This window comes from Nocardia sp. NPDC050718 (genome assembly GCF_040654235.1).
Classification (GTDB): domain Bacteria; phylum Actinomycetota; class Actinomycetes; order Mycobacteriales; family Mycobacteriaceae; genus Nocardia.
The window spans coordinates 523,110-541,378 of record NZ_JBFAHQ010000004.1; the positions used below are offsets into that span (position 1 = coordinate 523,110).

17 protein-coding genes are annotated in these 18,269 nt (G+C 69.9%); 4 read left to right on the forward strand and 13 right to left on the reverse strand.

Translation table 11 applies throughout. The features are described 5' to 3' along the window. Both AB0H54_RS21405 and AB0H54_RS21410 read right to left on the reverse strand, forming a co-directional pair. Positions 1–1,548, reverse strand: a complete 1,548-nt coding sequence (locus tag AB0H54_RS21405; protein WP_357347123.1) for an alpha/beta fold hydrolase — start codon at positions 1,546–1,548, stop codon at positions 1–3. Between the two features lie 126 nt (positions 1,549–1,674). Then, positions 1,675–2,136, reverse strand: coding sequence for a MarR family transcriptional regulator (locus AB0H54_RS21410; RefSeq protein WP_357347125.1), 462 nt, complete (start codon positions 2,134–2,136; stop codon positions 1,675–1,677). Between the two features lie 112 nt (positions 2,137–2,248). Between AB0H54_RS21410 and AB0H54_RS21415 the strand changes: the two genes are divergently transcribed. After that, complete coding sequence (locus AB0H54_RS21415) at positions 2,249–3,373, forward strand: epoxide hydrolase family protein (protein WP_357347127.1); 1,125 nt, start codon at positions 2,249–2,251, stop codon at positions 3,371–3,373. Here the strand turns inward: AB0H54_RS21415 and AB0H54_RS21420 are convergent. Both AB0H54_RS21420 and AB0H54_RS21425 read right to left on the reverse strand, forming a co-directional pair. Then, the gene (locus AB0H54_RS21420; RefSeq protein WP_357347129.1) at positions 3,343–3,678 is read right to left on the reverse strand and encodes a hypothetical protein; all 336 of its coding nucleotides are present in this window, start codon (positions 3,676–3,678) and stop codon (positions 3,343–3,345) included. The two genes, AB0H54_RS21415 and AB0H54_RS21420, sit on opposite strands and share 31 nt — an antisense overlap. 10 nt (positions 3,679–3,688) lie before the next feature. Then, positions 3,689–4,294 (reverse strand): TetR/AcrR family transcriptional regulator, encoded by a 606-nt coding sequence (locus AB0H54_RS21425; protein WP_357347131.1) that lies wholly within the window; start codon positions 4,292–4,294, stop codon positions 3,689–3,691. Positions 4,295–4,358: 64 nt separating this feature from the next. Between AB0H54_RS21425 and AB0H54_RS21430 the strand changes: the two genes are divergently transcribed. After that, positions 4,359–5,360: a saccharopine dehydrogenase gene (locus AB0H54_RS21430; protein ID WP_357347133.1), complete on the forward strand. Its 1,002-nt coding sequence runs from the start codon at positions 4,359–4,361 to the stop codon at positions 5,358–5,360. Positions 5,361–5,367: 7 nt separating this feature from the next. On the opposite strand, the gene AB0H54_RS21435 is transcribed toward AB0H54_RS21430, so the two are convergent. Together AB0H54_RS21435 and AB0H54_RS21440 are read right to left on the reverse strand one after the other, a co-directional pair. Continuing rightward, positions 5,368–5,769, reverse strand: coding sequence for a PaaI family thioesterase (locus AB0H54_RS21435; protein WP_355272023.1), 402 nt, complete (start codon positions 5,767–5,769; stop codon positions 5,368–5,370). Between the two features lie 51 nt (positions 5,770–5,820). Then, positions 5,821–6,957 carry an epoxide hydrolase family protein gene (locus AB0H54_RS21440; RefSeq protein ID WP_357347135.1) on the reverse strand — a complete coding sequence of 379 codons (1,137 nt, stop codon included), beginning with the start codon at positions 6,955–6,957 and terminating at the stop codon, positions 5,821–5,823. A 62-nt stretch (positions 6,958–7,019) separates the two neighbouring features. On the opposite strand from AB0H54_RS21440, the gene AB0H54_RS21445 reads away from it, so the two are divergent. Further along, on the forward strand, positions 7,020–7,985 hold the full coding sequence (locus tag AB0H54_RS21445; RefSeq protein ID WP_357347137.1) for a WYL domain-containing protein: 966 nt from the start codon (positions 7,020–7,022) through the stop codon (positions 7,983–7,985). Positions 7,986–8,015: 30 nt separating this feature from the next. Here the strand turns inward: AB0H54_RS21445 and AB0H54_RS21450 are convergent, their stop codons facing one another. From AB0H54_RS21450 to AB0H54_RS21465, 4 genes are all read right to left on the reverse strand, one after another. Further along, positions 8,016–8,843, reverse strand: coding sequence for an alpha/beta hydrolase (locus AB0H54_RS21450; RefSeq protein WP_357347139.1), 828 nt, complete (start codon positions 8,841–8,843; stop codon positions 8,016–8,018). A 107-nt stretch (positions 8,844–8,950) separates the two neighbouring features. After that, positions 8,951–10,318, reverse strand: coding sequence for an MFS transporter (locus AB0H54_RS21455; protein WP_357347141.1), 1,368 nt, complete (start codon positions 10,316–10,318; stop codon positions 8,951–8,953). An 86-nt stretch (positions 10,319–10,404) separates the two neighbouring features. Continuing rightward, positions 10,405–12,030, reverse strand: a complete 1,626-nt coding sequence (locus AB0H54_RS21460) for a TlrC/CarA/OleB/SrmB family ABC-F type ribosomal protection protein (RefSeq protein ID WP_357347143.1) — start codon at positions 12,028–12,030, stop codon at positions 10,405–10,407. A 211-nt stretch (positions 12,031–12,241) separates the two neighbouring features. Then, on the reverse strand, positions 12,242–12,976 hold the full coding sequence (locus AB0H54_RS21465; RefSeq protein ID WP_357347145.1) for an NAD(P)H-binding protein: 735 nt from the start codon (positions 12,974–12,976) through the stop codon (positions 12,242–12,244). Positions 12,977–13,142: 166 nt separating this feature from the next. Here AB0H54_RS21465 and AB0H54_RS21470 point away from each other — a divergent pair, with 166 nt between their 5' ends. After that, on the forward strand, positions 13,143–14,045 hold the full coding sequence (locus AB0H54_RS21470; protein ID WP_357347147.1) for an RNA polymerase sigma-70 factor: 903 nt from the start codon (positions 13,143–13,145) through the stop codon (positions 14,043–14,045). Positions 14,046–14,112: 67 nt separating this feature from the next. Here AB0H54_RS21470 and AB0H54_RS21475 read toward each other — a convergent pair whose 3' ends face one another. The 3 genes from AB0H54_RS21475 to AB0H54_RS21485 form a co-directional block, all read right to left on the reverse strand. After that, positions 14,113–15,492 (reverse strand): three-helix bundle dimerization domain-containing protein, encoded by a 1,380-nt coding sequence (locus tag AB0H54_RS21475; protein WP_357347558.1) that lies wholly within the window; start codon positions 15,490–15,492, stop codon positions 14,113–14,115. Positions 15,493–15,772: 280 nt separating this feature from the next. Continuing rightward, a complete protein-coding gene (locus AB0H54_RS21480) occupies positions 15,773–16,381 on the reverse strand; it encodes a DUF308 domain-containing protein (RefSeq protein WP_357347149.1) in 609 nt (202 codons plus the stop codon). Positions 16,382–16,663: 282 nt separating this feature from the next. Then, complete coding sequence (locus tag AB0H54_RS21485; protein ID WP_357347152.1) at positions 16,664–18,124, reverse strand: NAD(P)/FAD-dependent oxidoreductase; 1,461 nt, start codon at positions 18,122–18,124, stop codon at positions 16,664–16,666. Positions 18,125–18,269: the final 145 nt, after the last annotated feature.

Consider the following 18,269-nt stretch of genomic DNA (forward strand, 5'->3'; position numbering starts at 1 on the left):
TCACGGCCCTGGTGGGCGGATGTCGTATGCGGGTGGACGAGTGGTGTCCGCACAGCTCGCGTCCGGATTGCCCGGGTTGTCGAAGAACGAGGCGATGATCTCGGCGCCGCACGGCTCGGCGTACACGCCGTGGGCGGCTCCGGCGACGACCACGACGGTGGACCGCGACAGGTTCTTCGCGATGTAATCCCCCCACACCGCGCCGGTCTGCCCGTCATAGCTGCCCGACAGCACCAGTGTGGGAACGTCACTGGTGGTGGTGTCGCGAATCGAGTCGGGAGCCTTCGGCACGTTCCATGCCGCGCATCCTTCGCGCAGGAAGGGCAGTTGCGGCGCCTGGGCCAGCACGGAGTCGGGGAACTTGGGGAAGGCTGCTCTCGCCGCGGCCAGTTGATCCTCGACGGTCTCGAACGGGACCCATTCGCGGCACCAGATGCTCAGCGTCAGACCCCACGCCAGAAAGCCGACCTTGTCCGGATTGGTCCATGCTGCGGCCCACTGGCTCGCGACGAGGTCCGGATTCCCGTGCGCGAGTTCATCGATCGCCGCCGGGAAGTCGGCGGGCAGGTGGGTGGCCACGGGAACGAACCAGTTCAGCAGCATGCCACCGTCGACGACCACCGTCGTGGGGCCGACGCCTGGAACGTCGACCGTCGTGGTGAGCGGATTCGCCTCGAGATCGCCAACGAGCCGGAGGAATGTCGCTTCCAGGTCGGGGTAGCGCTGCGCGCAGGCCGGTTGCGACGCACACGCCTCGATCATGTTGTCGAACGCTTCCTCGGCGCTGGCCCAGGTCCAGCCCAGGGCGGCGACCGAGGGCGGGGTGACCCCGTCGAAGGCGATCGAGGCGATAGCGTCGGCGTCGTGGCGCAGGTAGATGAGGGCGAGGTCGGTGCCGTAGGAATGGGAGAACACATTCCACTTCGCGATGCCGAGAGCCTTTCGGAGGTCGATCAGGTCGTAGGTGCTCTCGGTCGAGTTGAATGCCGACAGGTCGGTGGTGGGGGCGAGGCGGTCGTGGCATTCCCGTACCGCGGTCACATACTCCGCACCGGTGGACGGCGCGTTGTACGGCAATCCGACCCGGCGGGCATAGAACCGGTCGATCTCCGGGCAGGCCATCGGCGTGCTCGACGTCAGGTTGCCCCGCTGCCCCATCAGGATCAGGTCGCGCGAGCGGTTCAGCGGGTAGTCGGGGTTGATCGGGGGATCCGCGATCGCGTCCTGCCCGGGACCGCCCATCAGGAACACCAGCGGATCCGAGGTCGGCGGCTGAATCTGCGACGGAATCACGGCGACCGCCAGGCGCAGGGTCGCGCCGTCCGGTTCGGTGCGATTCACGGGCACCACCAGCTCCCCGCAGCGCGCCCCGCCCAGGATCGGCACCGGATGTGGTGTCGTCGCACAGGGCCCGTCGAGGAATTCCGCCGGTGGAGCGGCCACCGTCGATGGCGCGCCCGCATCGGGCGGGGTGTTCGGCGTCCCGCACGCCGTGCCGACGAGCAGTAGCGCGAACGCGTAGACCGCGAGCTGGTTCCCGTACCGCATTTCGATCACCCGACCATGTGGATGCTCGGAAGAATCGGGGCGGATATCGCCACCGGATCAATCGTCACACAGATCCCGCGTCACCGGAAGATCAGCTGTCGGGGTGCACAGCCGACACCGACGCGCTCAGTGTTCCGATTGCCGGGTGTGGTGATCCAGGAGCTGGGTGAGCAGCGTGGTCAGCTGCGTGCGCTCCTCGGCCGACAGCGGGGCGAGCAGTTCGTCCTGGCAGTCGGCGAGTTGCTTCTCCAGCCGCCGCAGCCTGCGTGTGCCCGCGGCGGTCAGGGTGATGACGTTGCGGCGCCGGTCGTCGGGATCGGGAGCGCGCTCGACCAGATCGTTGTCGGCCAGTTCGTTGATCGTCGCGACCATGTCGCTGACGTGGATGCCGCTGCGCCTGCCCAGTTCGGCCTGACTGGCCGGGCCGAACTCCGCCAGTGTGGCCAGCAGCCGGTAGTGGTAGCCGCGGGCGCCGACGGCCGCGAACCCGTCGGACACCAGGCGATGCGCGTGGTGGGCGGTCTGGGTGAGCAGCCAGCTGGGCAGGCGCTCCCAGCCGGTTCGGGTCCGCTCCGCGGGGTTCTCCATGGGAGAAGTGTAGCGAATCGTTGGTGCGGCAAATGATTGTGCTATCGTTGGCCACGCAAACGTTTGTATGACAAACATTTATCGACCGAATGAATCCGCTGGAGTTGAGACCATGATCGCGCCGTTCCACATCGACATCCCGCAGGCCGACCTCGACGACCTGCACGACCGCCTCGCCCGCACCCGCTGGCCCAACGAGATCATCGACGCCGGAACGGACTACGGGTTCCCGCTCGCCCGGCTGAAGGAACTGGCCGAGTACTGGCGCACGAGCTACGACTGGCGTGCGCACGAGGCGAAGCTCAACGAGCTTGCACACTTCACCACCGAGATCGAGGGCCAGAACATCCACTTCGTCCACGTCCGGTCACCGAAGCCGGATGCGCTCGCCCTGGTCCTCACGCACGGCTGGCCCGGGTCGTTCCTCGAGTTCCTCGACGTCATCGAGCCACTGTCTCGCGATTTCCATCTGGTGATCCCGTCGATTCCGGGCTACGGCTTCTCGGGCCCTACCCACGAGCGCGGCTGGGATGTCACCCGGATCGCGCGCGCCTGGGCCGAGCTCATGCACCGGCTCGGTTACGAGCGCTATGGCGCGCAGGGCGGCGACTTCGGTTCGGGCGTCTCCCAGGCGCTGGGCGCGGTGGCGCCCGATCGGGTGGTCGGTGTCCACGTGAACTACCTGCCGACACGGCCCGATCCGGACGCCGACGTCGCACTGTCCGCCACCGACGAGGCCCGCCTCGACAAGATCAAGTACCTGATGGCGAATCGTCCGCCCTACCAGGCACTGCAGGCCGCCACGCCACAGACCATCGGCTACGCGCTCACCGACTCTCCCGTCGGCCAGCTCGCGTGGATCGCCGAACGCTTCGCACAGTGGACCGACCCGCGCTCCCCCATCGACGACGACCGCATGCTCACCGATATCTCGCTGTACTGGCTCACCGCCACCGCGGCGTCCTCGGCACGACTGCACCGCGAGACCACCCGCGGAGTCACGCCGTGCCCGGTCCCGCTCGGCGTCGCGGTGTTCCCCCGCGACATCACCCAGTCGGTGCGACCACTGGCCGAGCGGCTCTACGACATCCGGCACTGGTCGGAGTTCGATCGCGGCGGCCACTTCGCGGCGATGGAAGTGCCCGAGCTGCTGGCCGAGGACATCCGGACATTCTTCCTGAGCATGCTCGACGAGCAGCTGGTCGATCAGGGGCGTTCGGTGGGTATCTCGCCGTAGAGCTGGCGGGCGCGGGTGGTCAGGAGCGGGAGCAGGATGGTGCGCCAGGTCGGCAGGTGAACCGCTGCCGAGGCGCCTTCGACGACGAAGGACAGCTCGGGAATGGCATCGGGATCGTCGAGCTCGACGCCTGCCACGAGGGCGAACTCGTCGCGCAGCAGCACGGCGAACTCCGTCGCGGTCGCGGGCGGCGCGGCCGCGCAGACCCTGTCCCGCACCGCATTCCACGCGATCGGATCCGCGGGCGAACCCCACTGGCGCGGTCGCTTGTCGAAAAGCCGGGCGATGTCGGCAGTCTCTGGCACGCGCCGCATCCTACCGAGGAGCGGTGCGGTGACGGTCGGCGCCGATGCTGCCGACGAGGAGGTCGGCGAGTGCGTCGATCGCCTCGCCGGCGGTGGTGGTGCCCCGATTGAGTTCGGCGCCCAGGGTTTCCGCGGCACCCAGGACGGCGACGCAGCGCAGCCGCAGCGCGGTGTCGGTGAGATCCGAATACGGCAGCAGCGTGGTGGCCATCCAGTCGCGGTAGCTGTCGAGCATGGCGTGCTGGATCGCCAGCACCTCCGGATTGCCTTTCAGTGCCGCCGAGATCGCGTCGAACTCGGGCATGTCGGTGGCACACGCGAAATAGGCGGCACTCATCACACGGGCGATCTCCTTCGCGTCGGCCGGGGCCGCGAGGACGGCCTGTTCGGCGGCGAGTCGGTGCCGTTCGTCGAGCCGCCGGTACAGGGCGAGCAGCAGGTCGGGGCGGGTGCCGAAGTGGTCGTAGACGATCGGCCTGCTCACGCCCGCGGCCTCGGCGAGCGTGACGAGGGTGAGCCCGTCGGTGCCGTGGTCGCGCACCATCGCCAGCGCGGTGTCGAGCAACTGCTCACGCCGGGCCGCCTTGGGCATGCGGGCCGTCCTGCCTTGCGTCATGGGAACAGTTTAGCTACAAAGAGTAGATTACAAAATGTAGCTTGTGTGGCGAGAGGAAAACACCATGTCGACTGCACCATCCGTCCTGATCCTGGGCGGTTCCGGACAGGCGGGGTCGGACACGGCCGCCCTGCTGCGGCGCTGGCATCCGACCCTGCCGCTGACGATCGCCGGCCGCGATCTCGACCGCGCCCAGCGGGTCGCCGACGACCTCGGCACCGCCACGGCGCTCACGATCGACCTGCGCCGCCATGATCTGGGCCTGCCGACCGACGCCACCTTCGCGGCGGTGGTCGCCACCCTGTGGGACGACCGGCTCAACGGCCTCGGCTACGCCCAGGACCACGGGCTGCCCTACCTGAGCATCTCGAGCGGCCTGCTCGACATCGGGCCCGAAGTCGTCACCGGCGCCCGACGGGCAAGCGCCGCACCGATTCTGGTCGCGAGTCACCTGCTCGCCGGACTCGCCACGCTCGCCGCCCTGGCGGCCGCGCGCGAGTTCGACCGGATCGACAGCGTCCGGCTCGCCGCGATCCTGGACGAGACGGATACCGGTGGGCCCGCGGGGATCGCCGACCTGGAACGGTGGTCGGCGGTGACCGCGGCGGGCCTGGTGCGCCGCGACGGGGTCTTCACCTGGCTGGCCGCCGAGGACGCGCAGGTGGACGTACCCGCCGCGGACGGCTCCCTGCTGGCCGGACAGAGCGTTCCTGTCCTCGATGTGCCGAGCCTGGCGCTGGCGACCGGAGCACCGGAGGTCCGGGTGGATCTCGCGGTCGGTGAATCGCCGGGCCGGCGCCGGGGCGACGCGGCCTCGATCGAGATCCGCATCGAACTGGACGGCGCCGACGCGACGGGATCGCCGCTGCGCAGGCACCGCTACCTGGTCCATCCCGCGGGCCAGCGACCGCTCACCGCCCTCGGCATCGCCCTCGGTGTCGAGCGGCTGATCGGCCTGCGCGGCGACCCGGTGGCCCCGGGGACCCATACCCCGGAGTCGTTGATCGACCCCGGCTACGCCGCAGGGCGGATGACCGAGGTCGGCGCCGTCTTCGTCGACGCGTAGCCGCGAACTACAGCACGGCCTGCGTCTGGGTGGTCTTGCCGACGAGTTTGCCCGCGTCGTCGTGGATCTCGGTCTCCACGACGATGAAGCTGCGGCCCGCGTGCAGGGGCCGCGCGGTGGCCACGGCATAGCCGGAGCGCACCGCGCGCACGAAGTTCGTCTTCGATTCCACGGTCGTGGTGCCCTGCTTGCCCTCGGGCAGGTTGAGGAACGCGCAGACCGCGCCGGTGGCATCGGCCAGTGACATCAGGACGCCGCCGTGCAGCGCGCCGCCGAGCGTGCACAGGGACTCGTCCCAGGCCAGCCTGCTGCGCACCACCTCAGGCCCGTGTTCGAGGACCTCGACGCCGAGTCGCTCGGTGAACGGCATGGAGGCGTGGAACAGTGTCGTGCCCTCGGTATCGGTCATGATCCGAGCATGCCAGGACCGGCCGGCGCGTGGTCCTCGAACACGGGTTCGTCAGCGCAGTGTCTGGAAGAACTCCCGGATGTCGTCGACGAGCAGATCCGGTGTCTCCATCGCCGCGAAGTGTCCGCCGCGGTCGAATTCGGTCCAGCGCACGAGGTTGTTCTGTTTCTCGGCGATACCGCGAATGGTGGTGTCGCCGGGGAATACCGCGATGCCGGTCGGCACCCCCGAGCTGGGCAGGTCGGCGCCCCACTGCTGGGATTCCTTGTACAGCCGCATCGAGGAGCCCGCGGTGCGGGTGAACCAGAGCACGGCGATCTCGGCGAGCAGGGCGTCGCGATCGAGGGAGTCCTCGGGGAGCGCGGCGGCCGGGTCCTTGTAGGTGTTGACCACGTCGACGACCCAGCCGAGCAAACCGGCGGGCGAGTCGGTGACGGCGTGCGCCAGGGTCTGCGGGCGGGTGCTGTGCACTGCCGCGTAGGAGGAGGTCTCGTTGCTGTTCCAGTCCTGCAGCGCGGCCAGCTTCTCCTGGTCCTGGGTCGAGTAGCCGGCGCCGTCGTCGTCCCAGGCGGGAATGGTGATGGCGGCGTTGAGGTGCACGCCGGCGACCCGCTCGGTGTCGATCCGGCCCAGCTGCGGGGCGATGAACGAGCCGGCGTCGCTGCCCTGCGCGCCGTAGCGTGCGTAGCCGAGGCGGCGCATGAGCTGCGCGATCACGGCGGCGGACTGTTCGGTCGCGGCCTGGCCGGGCAGCTGGGTGGGACCGGAGAAGCCGAAGCCGGGCAGGGTGGGGATCACCACGTCGAACGCGTCGCGCGGGTCGCCACCGTGGGCAGCGGGGTTCGTCAGGGGGCCGATGGTCGCGCCGAAATCGGTGAACGGCCATCCGTGCACGAGGACCAGTGGCAACGCGCCGGGTTCGGGCGAGCGCACGTGGGTGAAGTGCAGTCGCTGTCCGTCGATGTCGGTGACGAACTGCGGTCGGGCGTTGCGCGCGGCTTCGGCGGCGCGCCAGTCGAAACCGGTGCGCCAGTGGTCGGCCAGACCGCGCAGGTAGGCGGTGGGCAGGCCGTAGGTCCAGCCGACGTCGGGCAGGTCGTCGGCCCAGCGGGTGCGGGCGAGGCGGTCGTGCAGATCGTCGAGGTCGGACTGCGGAATGTCGATCCGGAAAGGGTGGATGTCGTTCATGCGGACCACGCTACGAACCACTTAGGTCGACATCGGTCCTAAGTCGAGAGCATTCTGGAGGCATGTCCGAGACCTCCGCCCGCCTGCTCCGTCTGCTGTCGCTGTTGCAGACCCATCGGGCGTGGTCCGGTGCCGAATTGGCCACGGAACTGGATGTCACCGCGCGCACGGTCCGCCGTGACATCGAGCGGCTGCGCGGTCTCGGCTATCCGGTGCAGGCATTGCAGGGGGCGGCGGGATATCGGCTGGGCGCAGGGGCGTCGATGCCGCCCCTGCTGCTCGACGACGAGGAGGCGGTGGCCGTGGCGGTCGGTCTGCGGACCACCTCGGGCGGCACCGTCACCGGCATCGAGGACGCGTCGCTGCGCGCGCTCGCCAAGCTGGAACAGGTGCTGCCCTCCCGGCTGCGCCACCGGCTGACCACCCTGCAGCAGTCGATGGTGCGGGTCGCGGCCGAGGCGCCGCGGGTCAGTCCGGCGACGCTGCTGGCGATCGCGGAGGCGTGCCGTCGGCACGAACGGCTCCGGTTCGACTACACCGATCACGCGGGCCGGGTGTCGCGGCGGGACACCGAACCCGACTCGCTGGTCAATGTCAGCAGGCACTGGTATCTGGTGGGCTGGGATGTCGATCGCGCGGATTGGCGGTCGTTCCGGGTCGACCGGCTGGTGCCGCGCGTCCCGACCGGGCCGCGCTTCACGCCGCGCCCGCCGCCCGACGGTGACGCGGCCACGTATCTGTCGCGCAGGCTGTCGGTGGCCTCGTGGCCGTGGCGCACCGTCGTCACCCTGCACTGCTCCGCGGCCGACGTGGCCGAGCGGCTGTGGCCGGGGACCGGTGTGCTCGAAGCGGTCGACGACGCGACCTGCCTGCTGCGTCTGGGCGCCGACTCCCCCGCCTCGCTGGCCTGGATGATCACCGCCCTCGACACCGACTTCACCGTCACCGGCCCGCCCGAACTCCTCGCGGCCCTGGAGCGTCTGAGTGTGCGCTGCCGCGACGCCATCCCCGCCGCACCTGATGCATAGTTGCATCGACTGCCGAAATGGGGTGTCGCGTCACGGCTCGTCGACGACTTCCTGGAGCCGGAGCGCGAATGCCGCAGGATCACCGACGAATCCGGTGTGATCGCCGGGGAACAGCACCGGCTCGCAGCGCAGTTCCGCGGCGAGGGCGCGCGAGGTCCGGTCACAGAACTGGCCCGCCGAATCGGCGCCGATCCCGACGATCACCCGGGTGGGCACGGCACGCAGCAACGGCGGGTCGGGCACCCAGCCGGTGGTGGCGCGCAGTTCGTGGTCGAACCAGTGGCGTTCACTGGCGACCTGTCGCGGATCGCGGTCGCCACCGAACATGTGCTCCACCACCTCGTCCGGGATCGGCAGGGCGGCCTGGGCGAAGAATTTCTTCCACGCGCCGACCACGTCACCGAGGTCGTAGGTGGCGATGATCTCCTCGGTGACAGCGCGCTGCGCGGACGCGTCGGGCAGCAGTTCCCGCAGTGGCGGTTCGTGGGCGACGACGGTGGTGACCCGATCGGGATTGGTCTGGGCGAGAGCCAGCGCGCTGACGGCGCCGCCGCTGGAGCCGAAGACGACGGCGGGACCGGCGTCGATGTGGGCGATCAGGCGGGCGAGGTCGTCGGCACGGGCGAGCACCGTCGAATCCTGGTGCGGATCGTCGAGGGGGCTGGCGAAATGGCCACGCGGATCGGTGGTGAGGACGGTGTTGGTGGCGGCGAGCTGCTCGGCCGCGGCCGCGAACGAGGCGGCGTTCATCGGCGCGCCGACGAGCACGAGCAGTGGCCCCGCCCCGCGGACCTCGTAGTACAGGCGGGCATCGGGCACCACAAGGGTGCCGGTGGTGACGGCGGAACTGGCGGTCATGCGACTCTCCCGGATCTCGGCTACAGGTAGCACTCATTGAGACGGGGCCGGGTCGGCGAACTCATCGCTGCGCGCGAAATCTTTTTCGCACCTGCCGCTTCCGCAGGTCAGGATGCTTTCGTCGGTGCGAGCCGGGCCGTCGCCAGCAGAAGCAGCCCGCAGACCGCCACCACCGACCACCCGATCCGGGCGGAGTGGGCGCCCGCGATCAGCCCGCCGGCCGCCGCGATCCCCACCGCCGCGCCCACCTGGCGGGCGGTGGAGGCGATCCCGCCCGCGACACCGGCCCGGTCGGCGGGCAGCCCGCTCACCGCGGTGTTGGTGATCGGCGCGTTGGCGAATCCGAATCCGATCCCGATCAGCGCGAACGCGATCAACAGCATCGCGCTGCTCGCCTCGTCCCCGGCGGCCACGAGCACCACCCCACCGGCGGTGAGAAACCCACCGGCGAACAGCAGCGGTGTCCTGGCGCCGACCCGGCCGACCAGCACGCCCGACAGCGGCGCGCACAGGGTGGCGGCCACGGCCAGCGGCAGTGTGAACGCACCGGCCGCGACCGCGCTCAGGCCCCGATCGTGTTGCAGCTGCCAGGTACTCAGCAGCAGCGTCGTGGTCAGCGCGACGAAGACGACGACCGCGCCGGCCACCGCGGCGGTGAACGGCGGCCGCCGGAACAGCCGCAGATCCATCAGCGGCGCCGCCACCCGGGCCTCGACCCGCACGAATCCGACCACCGCGACAACGATTCCGAGGTAGGCCGCGAGCGCGAGCGGCGAGGTCCACCCGATCCGTTGTCCTTCGATGAGCACCGCGATCACCCCGCCCACCACGACGACCAGCAGCGCCTGGCCCACGACATCGATCCGGCGTGGCCGCCCCCGCGACTCCGGCACGACCAGCCACGTCAGCGTGAGCGCGACGACCACGACCGGCACCGCGATCCAGAACACCGACCGCCACCCGAACCAGTCGACCAGCGCGCCACCGAGGGGCGGCCCGACCGCCATGCTCAGCCCGAACACCGCCGCCCACACCCCGATCGCCTTCGCCCGCTGCCGCGGATCGGCGATCGCGGCGACCACGATCGCCAACGCCACCGGGCTCAGCATCGACCCGCCGATCCCCTGCGCGACCCGCGCGAGAATCAGCACCTCGACCGTCGGCGCGACCGCGCACGCCGCCGAGGCGAGCCCGAAGACGGCGAGCCCGAGCCGGAACACGCGCCGCCTGCCGAACCGGTCCGCGAGCGCGCCCGCGGTGATCAGGAAACTCGCCAGGGCCAAGGTGTAGGCGTCGACGATCCACTCCAGTCCCTGGGTGCCCACGTCCACCCCGGCCCCGATCGACGGCAGCGCGACGGTGACGATGGTGGCGTCGAGCCCGACGACGAACAGGCTCAGCGAGCACACGGCCAGCACCGTCCAGGGACGGACGGCGCCGGCCGTGGTGTGGGCGCGGGTGGGATTGTCCAGCATGGGAAGACCTCCTCGGAGCAGCGCCCGAGTATCACCACCGCCGCGCCGGGGTGACCAGATTCCTTGCTGGAACGGCAAATCCGGTTCTAGGCGGCGTCGACCACCGCACCGTGACACACCGCCATCCGCTGCCCGGTGAACCGGCGACGCAGCTGCCGATCGTGGGTGACGATCACCAGCGCGCCCCGGTAGTCGTCGAGGGCCTGCTCGAGTTCCTCGACCAGGGCGGGTGCGAGGTGGTTGGTCGGTTCGTCGAGCAGCAGCAGATCGGCGGGTTCGGTGACGAGGCGGGCGATCTCGATCCGCCTGCGCTGTCCGTAGGACAGTTCGCCGACCCGCAGCCCGAGTTCGGCGGGACGGAACAGGCCGAGCCCGAGCAGCGTGTCCACGTGCTCGTCGGGATGCCCGGGCCTGCCCGTGGCGAACGCGCCGAGGACGGTCGCCGACGCCGGGTAACGCGGCGCGTCCTGACGCAACCAGCCGACTCGGCCCGCGATGCGCGCCGACCCGGTGTCGGGGCGCAGATCTCCGGCGAGCACGCGTAGCAGCGTCGTCTTGCCCGCACCGTTCGGCCCGGTGACGAGCAGCCGGGCACCCGGTTCGATGCGCAGGGCGGGCACCCGTAGCCGGTCACCGATCCGGAGGCCGGTGAGTTCGGCGACCGGCCCGGTCGGTGTCGGCGCCTCCGTCGCCACGGTCGCGTCGAACCGCAGCGGGTCGAGCGGCGCCGTGACCGGATCGGCGTGCAGGCGGGCGACGCGCTCCTTGGCGTTGCGGATGCGCGACATCGTCCCGTGTCCACGGCCTCGCGCGCGGAAGGGTCCTGCCGCGAACACCGCCAGCGGCAGCTTCCGCGGGATGGCGTCGAGCCGGATCACATTCGATTCGGCCAGCCGCCTGCTGCGCGCCATCTCGGCCTGCCATTGCTCGTATTCCTGGGCGGCCCTGCGACGTTGGGCCGCCTTGGCCGCCAGGTACCCGCCGTAGCCGTCGCCGAACCGGGTGACCGTTCCGGCGTCGACCTCGACGATGGTGCCGGTGATCCGCTCGAGGAACACGCGGTCGTGGGTCACCGCGACCACGGTGCCCCGGTGGGCGCGTAGCTGCTGTTCGAGCCAGGCGACCGCGGCATCGTCGAGATCGTTGGTCGGTTCGTCGAGCACCAGCAGTTCCGGCGCCGAGGCCAGGGTCGCCGCCAGCGTGAGTCGTGCCTTCTCCCCACCGGACAGGGTCGCGAGCGTGCGCGCACGGTCGAGCCCGGGCAGGCCGAGCGCGGCCAGCGCGATGTCGACCCGGGTGTCGGCCTGGTAGCCGTCGCGTGCCTCGAACCGGGCCGACAGAGCCGCGTACGCGTCGAGCACAGCCGGATCGCCGTGTGCCAGTTCCCGCTCGGTGTCGCGCAACCGCGTTTCGATGGCGCGCAGTTCGGCCAGGGCGTGGTCGATCGCGTCGGCGACGGTGGCGGTCTCCGGCAGGTCGAGTGCCTGCGGGAGGTACCCGATTCCGCCCGGCGCGACCACGGTGACGCTGCCGTTGTCGGGCTGCTGGACTCCGGCGAGCAGCCGGAGCAGGGTCGATTTCCCCGATCCGTTCTCGCCGATCACGCCGACGGTGTCGCCGGGCGCGATCGACAGGCCGACGGCGGCGAGGACGGCGGTGGCGTCGTAGCGCACGGTGACGTCGTGGAAGGTGAGTTGGGCGGTGCTGGTCATGGCAGCTCCTGTTCTCGGCCGCATCCGGCCGCACGAAAGTCCCCGTGGCGGGGCTGGATCGAGAGGGAACGCACACGCTGCGGGAGAGTGCGTGCGGTGGCGGAACGCGGAGCTCAGCTCGACGCGTTCGGCGCGATCACAAGAACAGGAAACCGATACCCATGAGGTCTCCGACCCTAACGACACCTGCCACGGTCCGCCACCCCTATTTTCAGCGTCCGGCGAGGGCTTCGGTGCGGAGCCATCGGAGCAGGGTCGGGGTGTCGGTGGTGGTGATGATGCCGACGGTTCGGTGGATGTGCCGGTCGTCGTCGAGCAGAGCCAGCAGGTAGGCGGCGAGGTCGACGCGGGCGGTGAATCGGCCGTCGGCGTGGCCGTCGACGACGGTGTAGTCGGTGGGTGCGGGCAGGTGATACAGCCCGCTCGGGCGCACGATCGTCCAGTCCAGTCCGCTGTCACCGACCAGCTGTTCCATCCGCCGCATGTCGTCGTAGAGGGTGCGGCCGGCCGCCCGTGTCACGTAGGGCAGCAGTACCCGGTTGAACAGGAACCCGCCATCGGAGTAGGGCTGTGGGGCGACGCCGCTCGAACTCACCACGGCGAGACGATGGACCGCGTGGCGTCGCATCGCGGCGACGATCGCGGCCGTGCCCTGCGAGTAGGTGGTGATCGGTTCCTTGCCCGCGGGCACCCCGAGCGTCGACAGCACCGCGTCCTGTCCGGCGATCACTTCGTCGACTGCCACCGGGTCGAGGACGTCGGCGCCCGCCACCCGGAGCCGATCATGGCGCAGCGGAAACGATTCCGGCCGCCTGGTCACCGCGGTGACCTGATGTCCGGCGGCCAGTGCCAGGCCGGTCAGCAGCCTGCCGGTGGGCCCGTTCGCCCCGAAGACGGCGATCCGCCGCGCGACCCCACTCTGTTCGTCCCTGATCTCGTGCTCCATGTCGGTTCTCCTGTCCGCGTGTGTGCTGGATGACCACGAGTAGCCCGCGCCCGGACAGCTGTGACACCACCGCGGTGTGAGCAGCGCCATGCGCCGCAGATGTCACAGAACGGCGGTCGCGGGCCTCTCGTGTACGACACCTGTCGACACCGAGGAAAGGACCGGCATGCGGGACAGCGAACGCGCCACCGCGGCCTTCGTCGCACAGCGCAATCTGCTCTTCACCGTCGCCTACGAGATGCTGGGCTCGGCCGCCGATGCCGAGGACGTCCTGCAGGAGACCTGGTTGCAGTGGGCCACAGTCGACCTCGGCGAGGTCCGCGACGAGCGCGCGTTCCTGGCCACCATCACCACCCGCCAAGCGATCCGGCGTCTGCGTGTCCTCGGCAGGCGCCGCGAGTCCTATGTCGGGCCGTGGCTGCCCGAACCGTTGCTGACCGCTCCCGATATCGCCGAGGACATCGCCTTGGCCGACAGCGTCTCCCTGGCGATGCTGCTGGTCCTCGAGACGCTCGCCCCCGTCGAACGCGCGGTGTTCGTGCTGCGCGAGGTCTTCGACCTGGCCTACGACGAGATCGCCGCCGCCGTGGACAAGAGCCCGGTGGCGGTCCGCCAGATCGCCCACCGCGCCCGGGTGCATGTAGCCGCGCGCCGGCCACGCGGAGTGGCGTCACCGGATCAGACCCGCGCCGCACTCCGGGCGTTCCAGCGGGCCGTCGACACCGGTGACCTCCAAGGCCTGCTCGATCTGCTGGCGCCCGACGTCGTCTTCCTCGGCGACGGCGGCGGCGTCAAACAGGCTCTGCTGCGTCCGGTGGTCGGCGCCGACCGGGTGGCCCGCGTGCTGGCCGGGGGTTCGGCGTGGCTGGGCGGCACCACCTCGGTGGCACCGGCTCAGATCAACGGCAGGCCCGCGCTGATCGTCCGGCTCGACGGCGAGATCGACGGCGTGGTGGCACTGCGGATCGACGACAGCCTGATCACCGGCCTGTACTTCGTCCGCAACCCGGCCAAGCTCACGAATGTCCACCGCGAAAGGCCGTTGGACCGGCACGGAGCACGGCGATGACTTCGCGGACCGAACGCAGCGGTGCCGCGCGGCGAACGGCCGCGCGGCACCCGATGCGATGCGGAGATCAGTTGTAGGACTTGGCCACTCCGTCGAGCAGGTGCTCGAGGGTGTCGTAGGCGGGGGCGTCAACAACGTCGATCAGGTCGGCGGGCACCGGGACGTTACGCTCGGCGGCGATCGCCGTGAACTGGGCGTTGTCGCCGGTGCGGAACCCGTGGACGGCGGCGAGGCGACGCAGTTCCGGGTTCTCGGTGAGCAGCTTGCCGATCTTGTCGCCGGTGCCGGTCAGCGGGACCAGGGTGTGGCTCGACAGCACGGTCGGGGTCGGGTAGGTCAGCACCATGTCCGGCTTGATCTTGCCCTTGCCCGCCGCCTCGACGAACTGGGCCTCGTAGATGCAGACCAGCGGGGTCGGGCCCATACCGTTGGTCAGGTACTGGGTGAACGGGCCTTCGCTGCTGTTGTCGGTGTAGCCCTGGGCGAGGAACAGTTTCGACAGCGCGGGCAGCACGTGCTGTTCGGCGGTGGCGCCGCGCACGATGGTGTGGTCGTTGGCGACGTAGCTCGCGATCGACAGGTACATGGCCGCGGAGTTGGAGCTGCGCGGATCGGTGGTCGAGACGAGGATGTTCTTCTCGACCGGGTAGACGGTGTTGTCGGGCAGGTCGTCCCACTGCACGCCGGTGCCCGCCAGTTCCAGGTACCGGTTCATGTCGAAGGTGGCGACCGGGCCCGGCTTGATCACGCCCGCCGCGGTGAGCAGATCCGCGATCGGCCGATAGGTGGCGATGGCGATCGGCGAGGCGAACGGGGTGTATTTGGTGGTGACATTGCGCTGCCGCTGGATCCGTTCGGCGGCGGGGCTGCTCGACGGGAACGCGAAGTCGTAGCGGTCCAGGTCGACGGTGGTCGCGATCTGCCGCGACCCGGCCGGCTCGACCTCGACCCGGATGCCGTTGTCGGCGAGGACCTTCACCACCTGCTCGTCCTGGAAGAACGACACCTTCTCCGACCCGACGACGCCGCGCACGACCGTCACCGGAGCGCCCGTCGGCGCGGCGGCCGGGGTGTCGCCGCCGCCGGGTAGCAGGATCACCGCGGCCGCGACGGCGGCGACGACGGTGACGGCACCGATCGACAGCGGCAGCACGCCACGCCTGCTCACCAGCTGCCCGGCCCGGTCGGCGGCCGAATTCTCCTGCCGCTTGTCGGGCGCCGGATCGGGTTCGGCGGGCCGGACACCGGCCGCCGGGGCGGGCACCCGCACCGTCGGGTCGGGATCGGCCAGTTCGCTGCGCACGATCCGTTCGACCAGGATCGGCACGAACTCCCGGATCGGCTTGCCCGCGAATCGATGGTGCGCGGCACCCACCGCCGAGGTCACCTGGTCGGCGGGGACGTTCTCGGACAGGTCTTCGACCAGACTCTCGGTCATGCGCCGCATTGCCAGCTCTTCACGCTGGACGGTATCGGCGGCTTCGCCGGGGGTTACGCGCGACACCACATTTCTCCTGGGCTCACTTCGGGCTGCGGACGACGGCGCGCGTCCACCGGGCCCTCCCGTGCGCACGCCGCGGGCCACGCTACCGGCGCGCAGCACAGTTACCCCAGCGGTGAACGGCCGGGCACGCAGTGTTCAGCACCCGCTCCGCTGCCCGCAATGTCGCGTTGTCCGCGCGTTCGCGTAAACATCGAAACACGCTCTGCGAGTGTGGGATTCACTACTATTGCCCTGCGGTGGCCGACCCTGGGAGGGTGCCGGTGTCCGGCTGTGAACGCCGCACACCGCGCAGTGCCGTACGCAGCATCCCACCCGCGAGCTGTTCCAGCACGCCGATCACCACCAGCGCACTGCCGGCAACCGTGGCCAGTCCCGTGACGGTCTCGAACTTCATCGCGATCATGGTGATCCCGATCGCCGTCGTGCCCAGACCGCAGATCTCGTGCAGCCAGCCGTCGGTCACCGCGGTGTCCCAGGCCGCGACAAGTGCCTGCACGATGCCGCGCACCGACCAGCCGATCCCGATCCACAGCGCCAGCAGCTCGATGTTCCCGCCGCCGAAGGCCAGCGCCGCCAGGATGACGGTCAGCACGGCACTCACCAGCACCAGGACCCGCAGCACGAACGCGATCCGCGCCACCACCGCGAGATAGGCCTGGATTCCGGCACTGAGCAGCAGCGAGACACCGAACAGCAGGGCCAGCGTGGACTCGCTGCGGCCGGGCCACAGCAGCGTCGCGATGCCGAGGACGAACGAGCACCCGCCGGCGATCACCATCGCCTGCCGGGTTCGGTCCGGTACCGGATTTCCCTCCCCGTCGTTCACGGGCATTCCCTCACGATAGGCGCGCCACACCCGATAGCCGCAGATTTGCCCGGCGCGCCGCGCGTGCGCCCGCCGGTTCACGTCAGCCGCTGCCGCAGAGAGGGCGCCGTCCGGCTGACCGGATCCGCCGCCGTCGACGAGCGAATTCAGCTGGGCTCGGCGTGCGCGCGCAGCAGCACGGTTCGGCGCAGGGCCAGGACGCGATCGACCCGTCGCGGATGCTCAGCGACGGGTCGGGCACCTTCGATGCCTCGCTCGGCAAGTGGTGCAGGGATTGCCTGTGCCGTATCAGGACCGGGTGAAATGGAAATGGCGATCATCGGGTGTGGCGAGCATCGTCGCCATGGTTTTGCGGTCGAAGGGCCACAGGTCGATGGTGCCGTCCTCGTTCTGGTACCAGGAGTTACAGCCGCCGGTGTGCCAGATCGTGGGTTCGATGGCTTCGCGGACCTGCTCGTTGAACTCGTCGGTGGCGGCCTGGGTCGGTTCGATCTCGGTGAACTCCCCGCGCCGGAAACGCTGCATGATCTGGACGATGTAGGCAGCGGTGAGTTCGGCGGTGAACTGCAGCGACACCGATCCGATCGGCGAGTTGGGGCCCAGCATCGTGAAGAAGTTCGGGAAACGCGGGATAGCCGTCATCCGGTAGCCGCGCGGCCCCTTCGCCCAGGCGTCGTCGATGGTGAGGCCGTCACGCCCGACCAGCGTCATCGGACGCATGTAGTTGTGCGCCGCGAATCCGGTGGCCAGGACGACGATGTCGATCTCACGCTCCACGCCGTCGGCCGTGATGACAGACGTCGGAGTGATCCGTGCGATCCCCGAGTCCACCAGCTCGACGTTGTGCTTCTGCACGACCGAGTAGTAGTTGCCGGACACCACCTGCCGCTTGCACAGCGGCTCGTAGTCGGGAGTGAGTTTGCGGCGCAACGCACGGTCGCGCACGCGCAGTAGATGCATGCGGGCAAGCGACTGGGCGAGGCTGCGCCGCCAACTCGGCGTGGTGGTGATATCGGCGAGGATTCCCGACGCCTGCAACAACACGCGGTACAACAGGCGCTCGGCGTAGGGCACCCGCGCCAGCAGTTCCCCGACGAGCTTTGGCTGGGTGAGGCCCATCGGCCCCCACAGGATCCATTGCGGCGTACGCGTGAAATGGGCGACGGTCCGCGCGCGGGGCTGCAGTGCGCCGACGACCTGCACACCGGTCGAACCGGTGCCGATCACCGCTATCCGTTTGCCGTCGGTGTCCAGGCCCTCATCCCACCGCGCGGTGTGCACCACCGGACCGGCGAAGCTGTCGAGTCCTTCGATCTCGGGGACGGCGGGATGGTGCAGAACACCGGTCGCAGCGACGAGGAAGTCGCACCGATAGCGATCCCCTGCCGCGGTCGCGACATCCCATCCTCCCGCGCGGTAGACCGCCGAGACCACCTCGGTGCCGGTCACGAGGTGCGGACCCAGGCCGTGATCGTCGGCCACCTGGCGGTGGTATGCCTGGATCTCCGTGCCAGGGGCGAACAGTCGTGACCAGTTCGGCTTCGGCGCGAACGAGTACTGGTACAGATGCGACGGAACATCGCAGGTCAGGCCCGGATACCGGTTCCAATGCCAGACACCGCCGACGTCGCTGCCTTTTTCCAGGATGACGAAATCGTCGATACCGGCCTTCTTCAGTGCCACACCCATCGCGATGCCCGACATTCCTGCACCGATGATCACGGCGTGGACCTCTGTGGCGCCGATCATCCGAACGCCACCTCACTCGATGCCGCCATCCGCATCGACCGAACGCGCTCACCCGCTGCGGACACGGGGCACTCGACCACGTCCCGGCAGTCGCTGCCCAAGGTGCCATCCCAACCGATGTCGAGTCCGCGTCGTGTGGTCATTG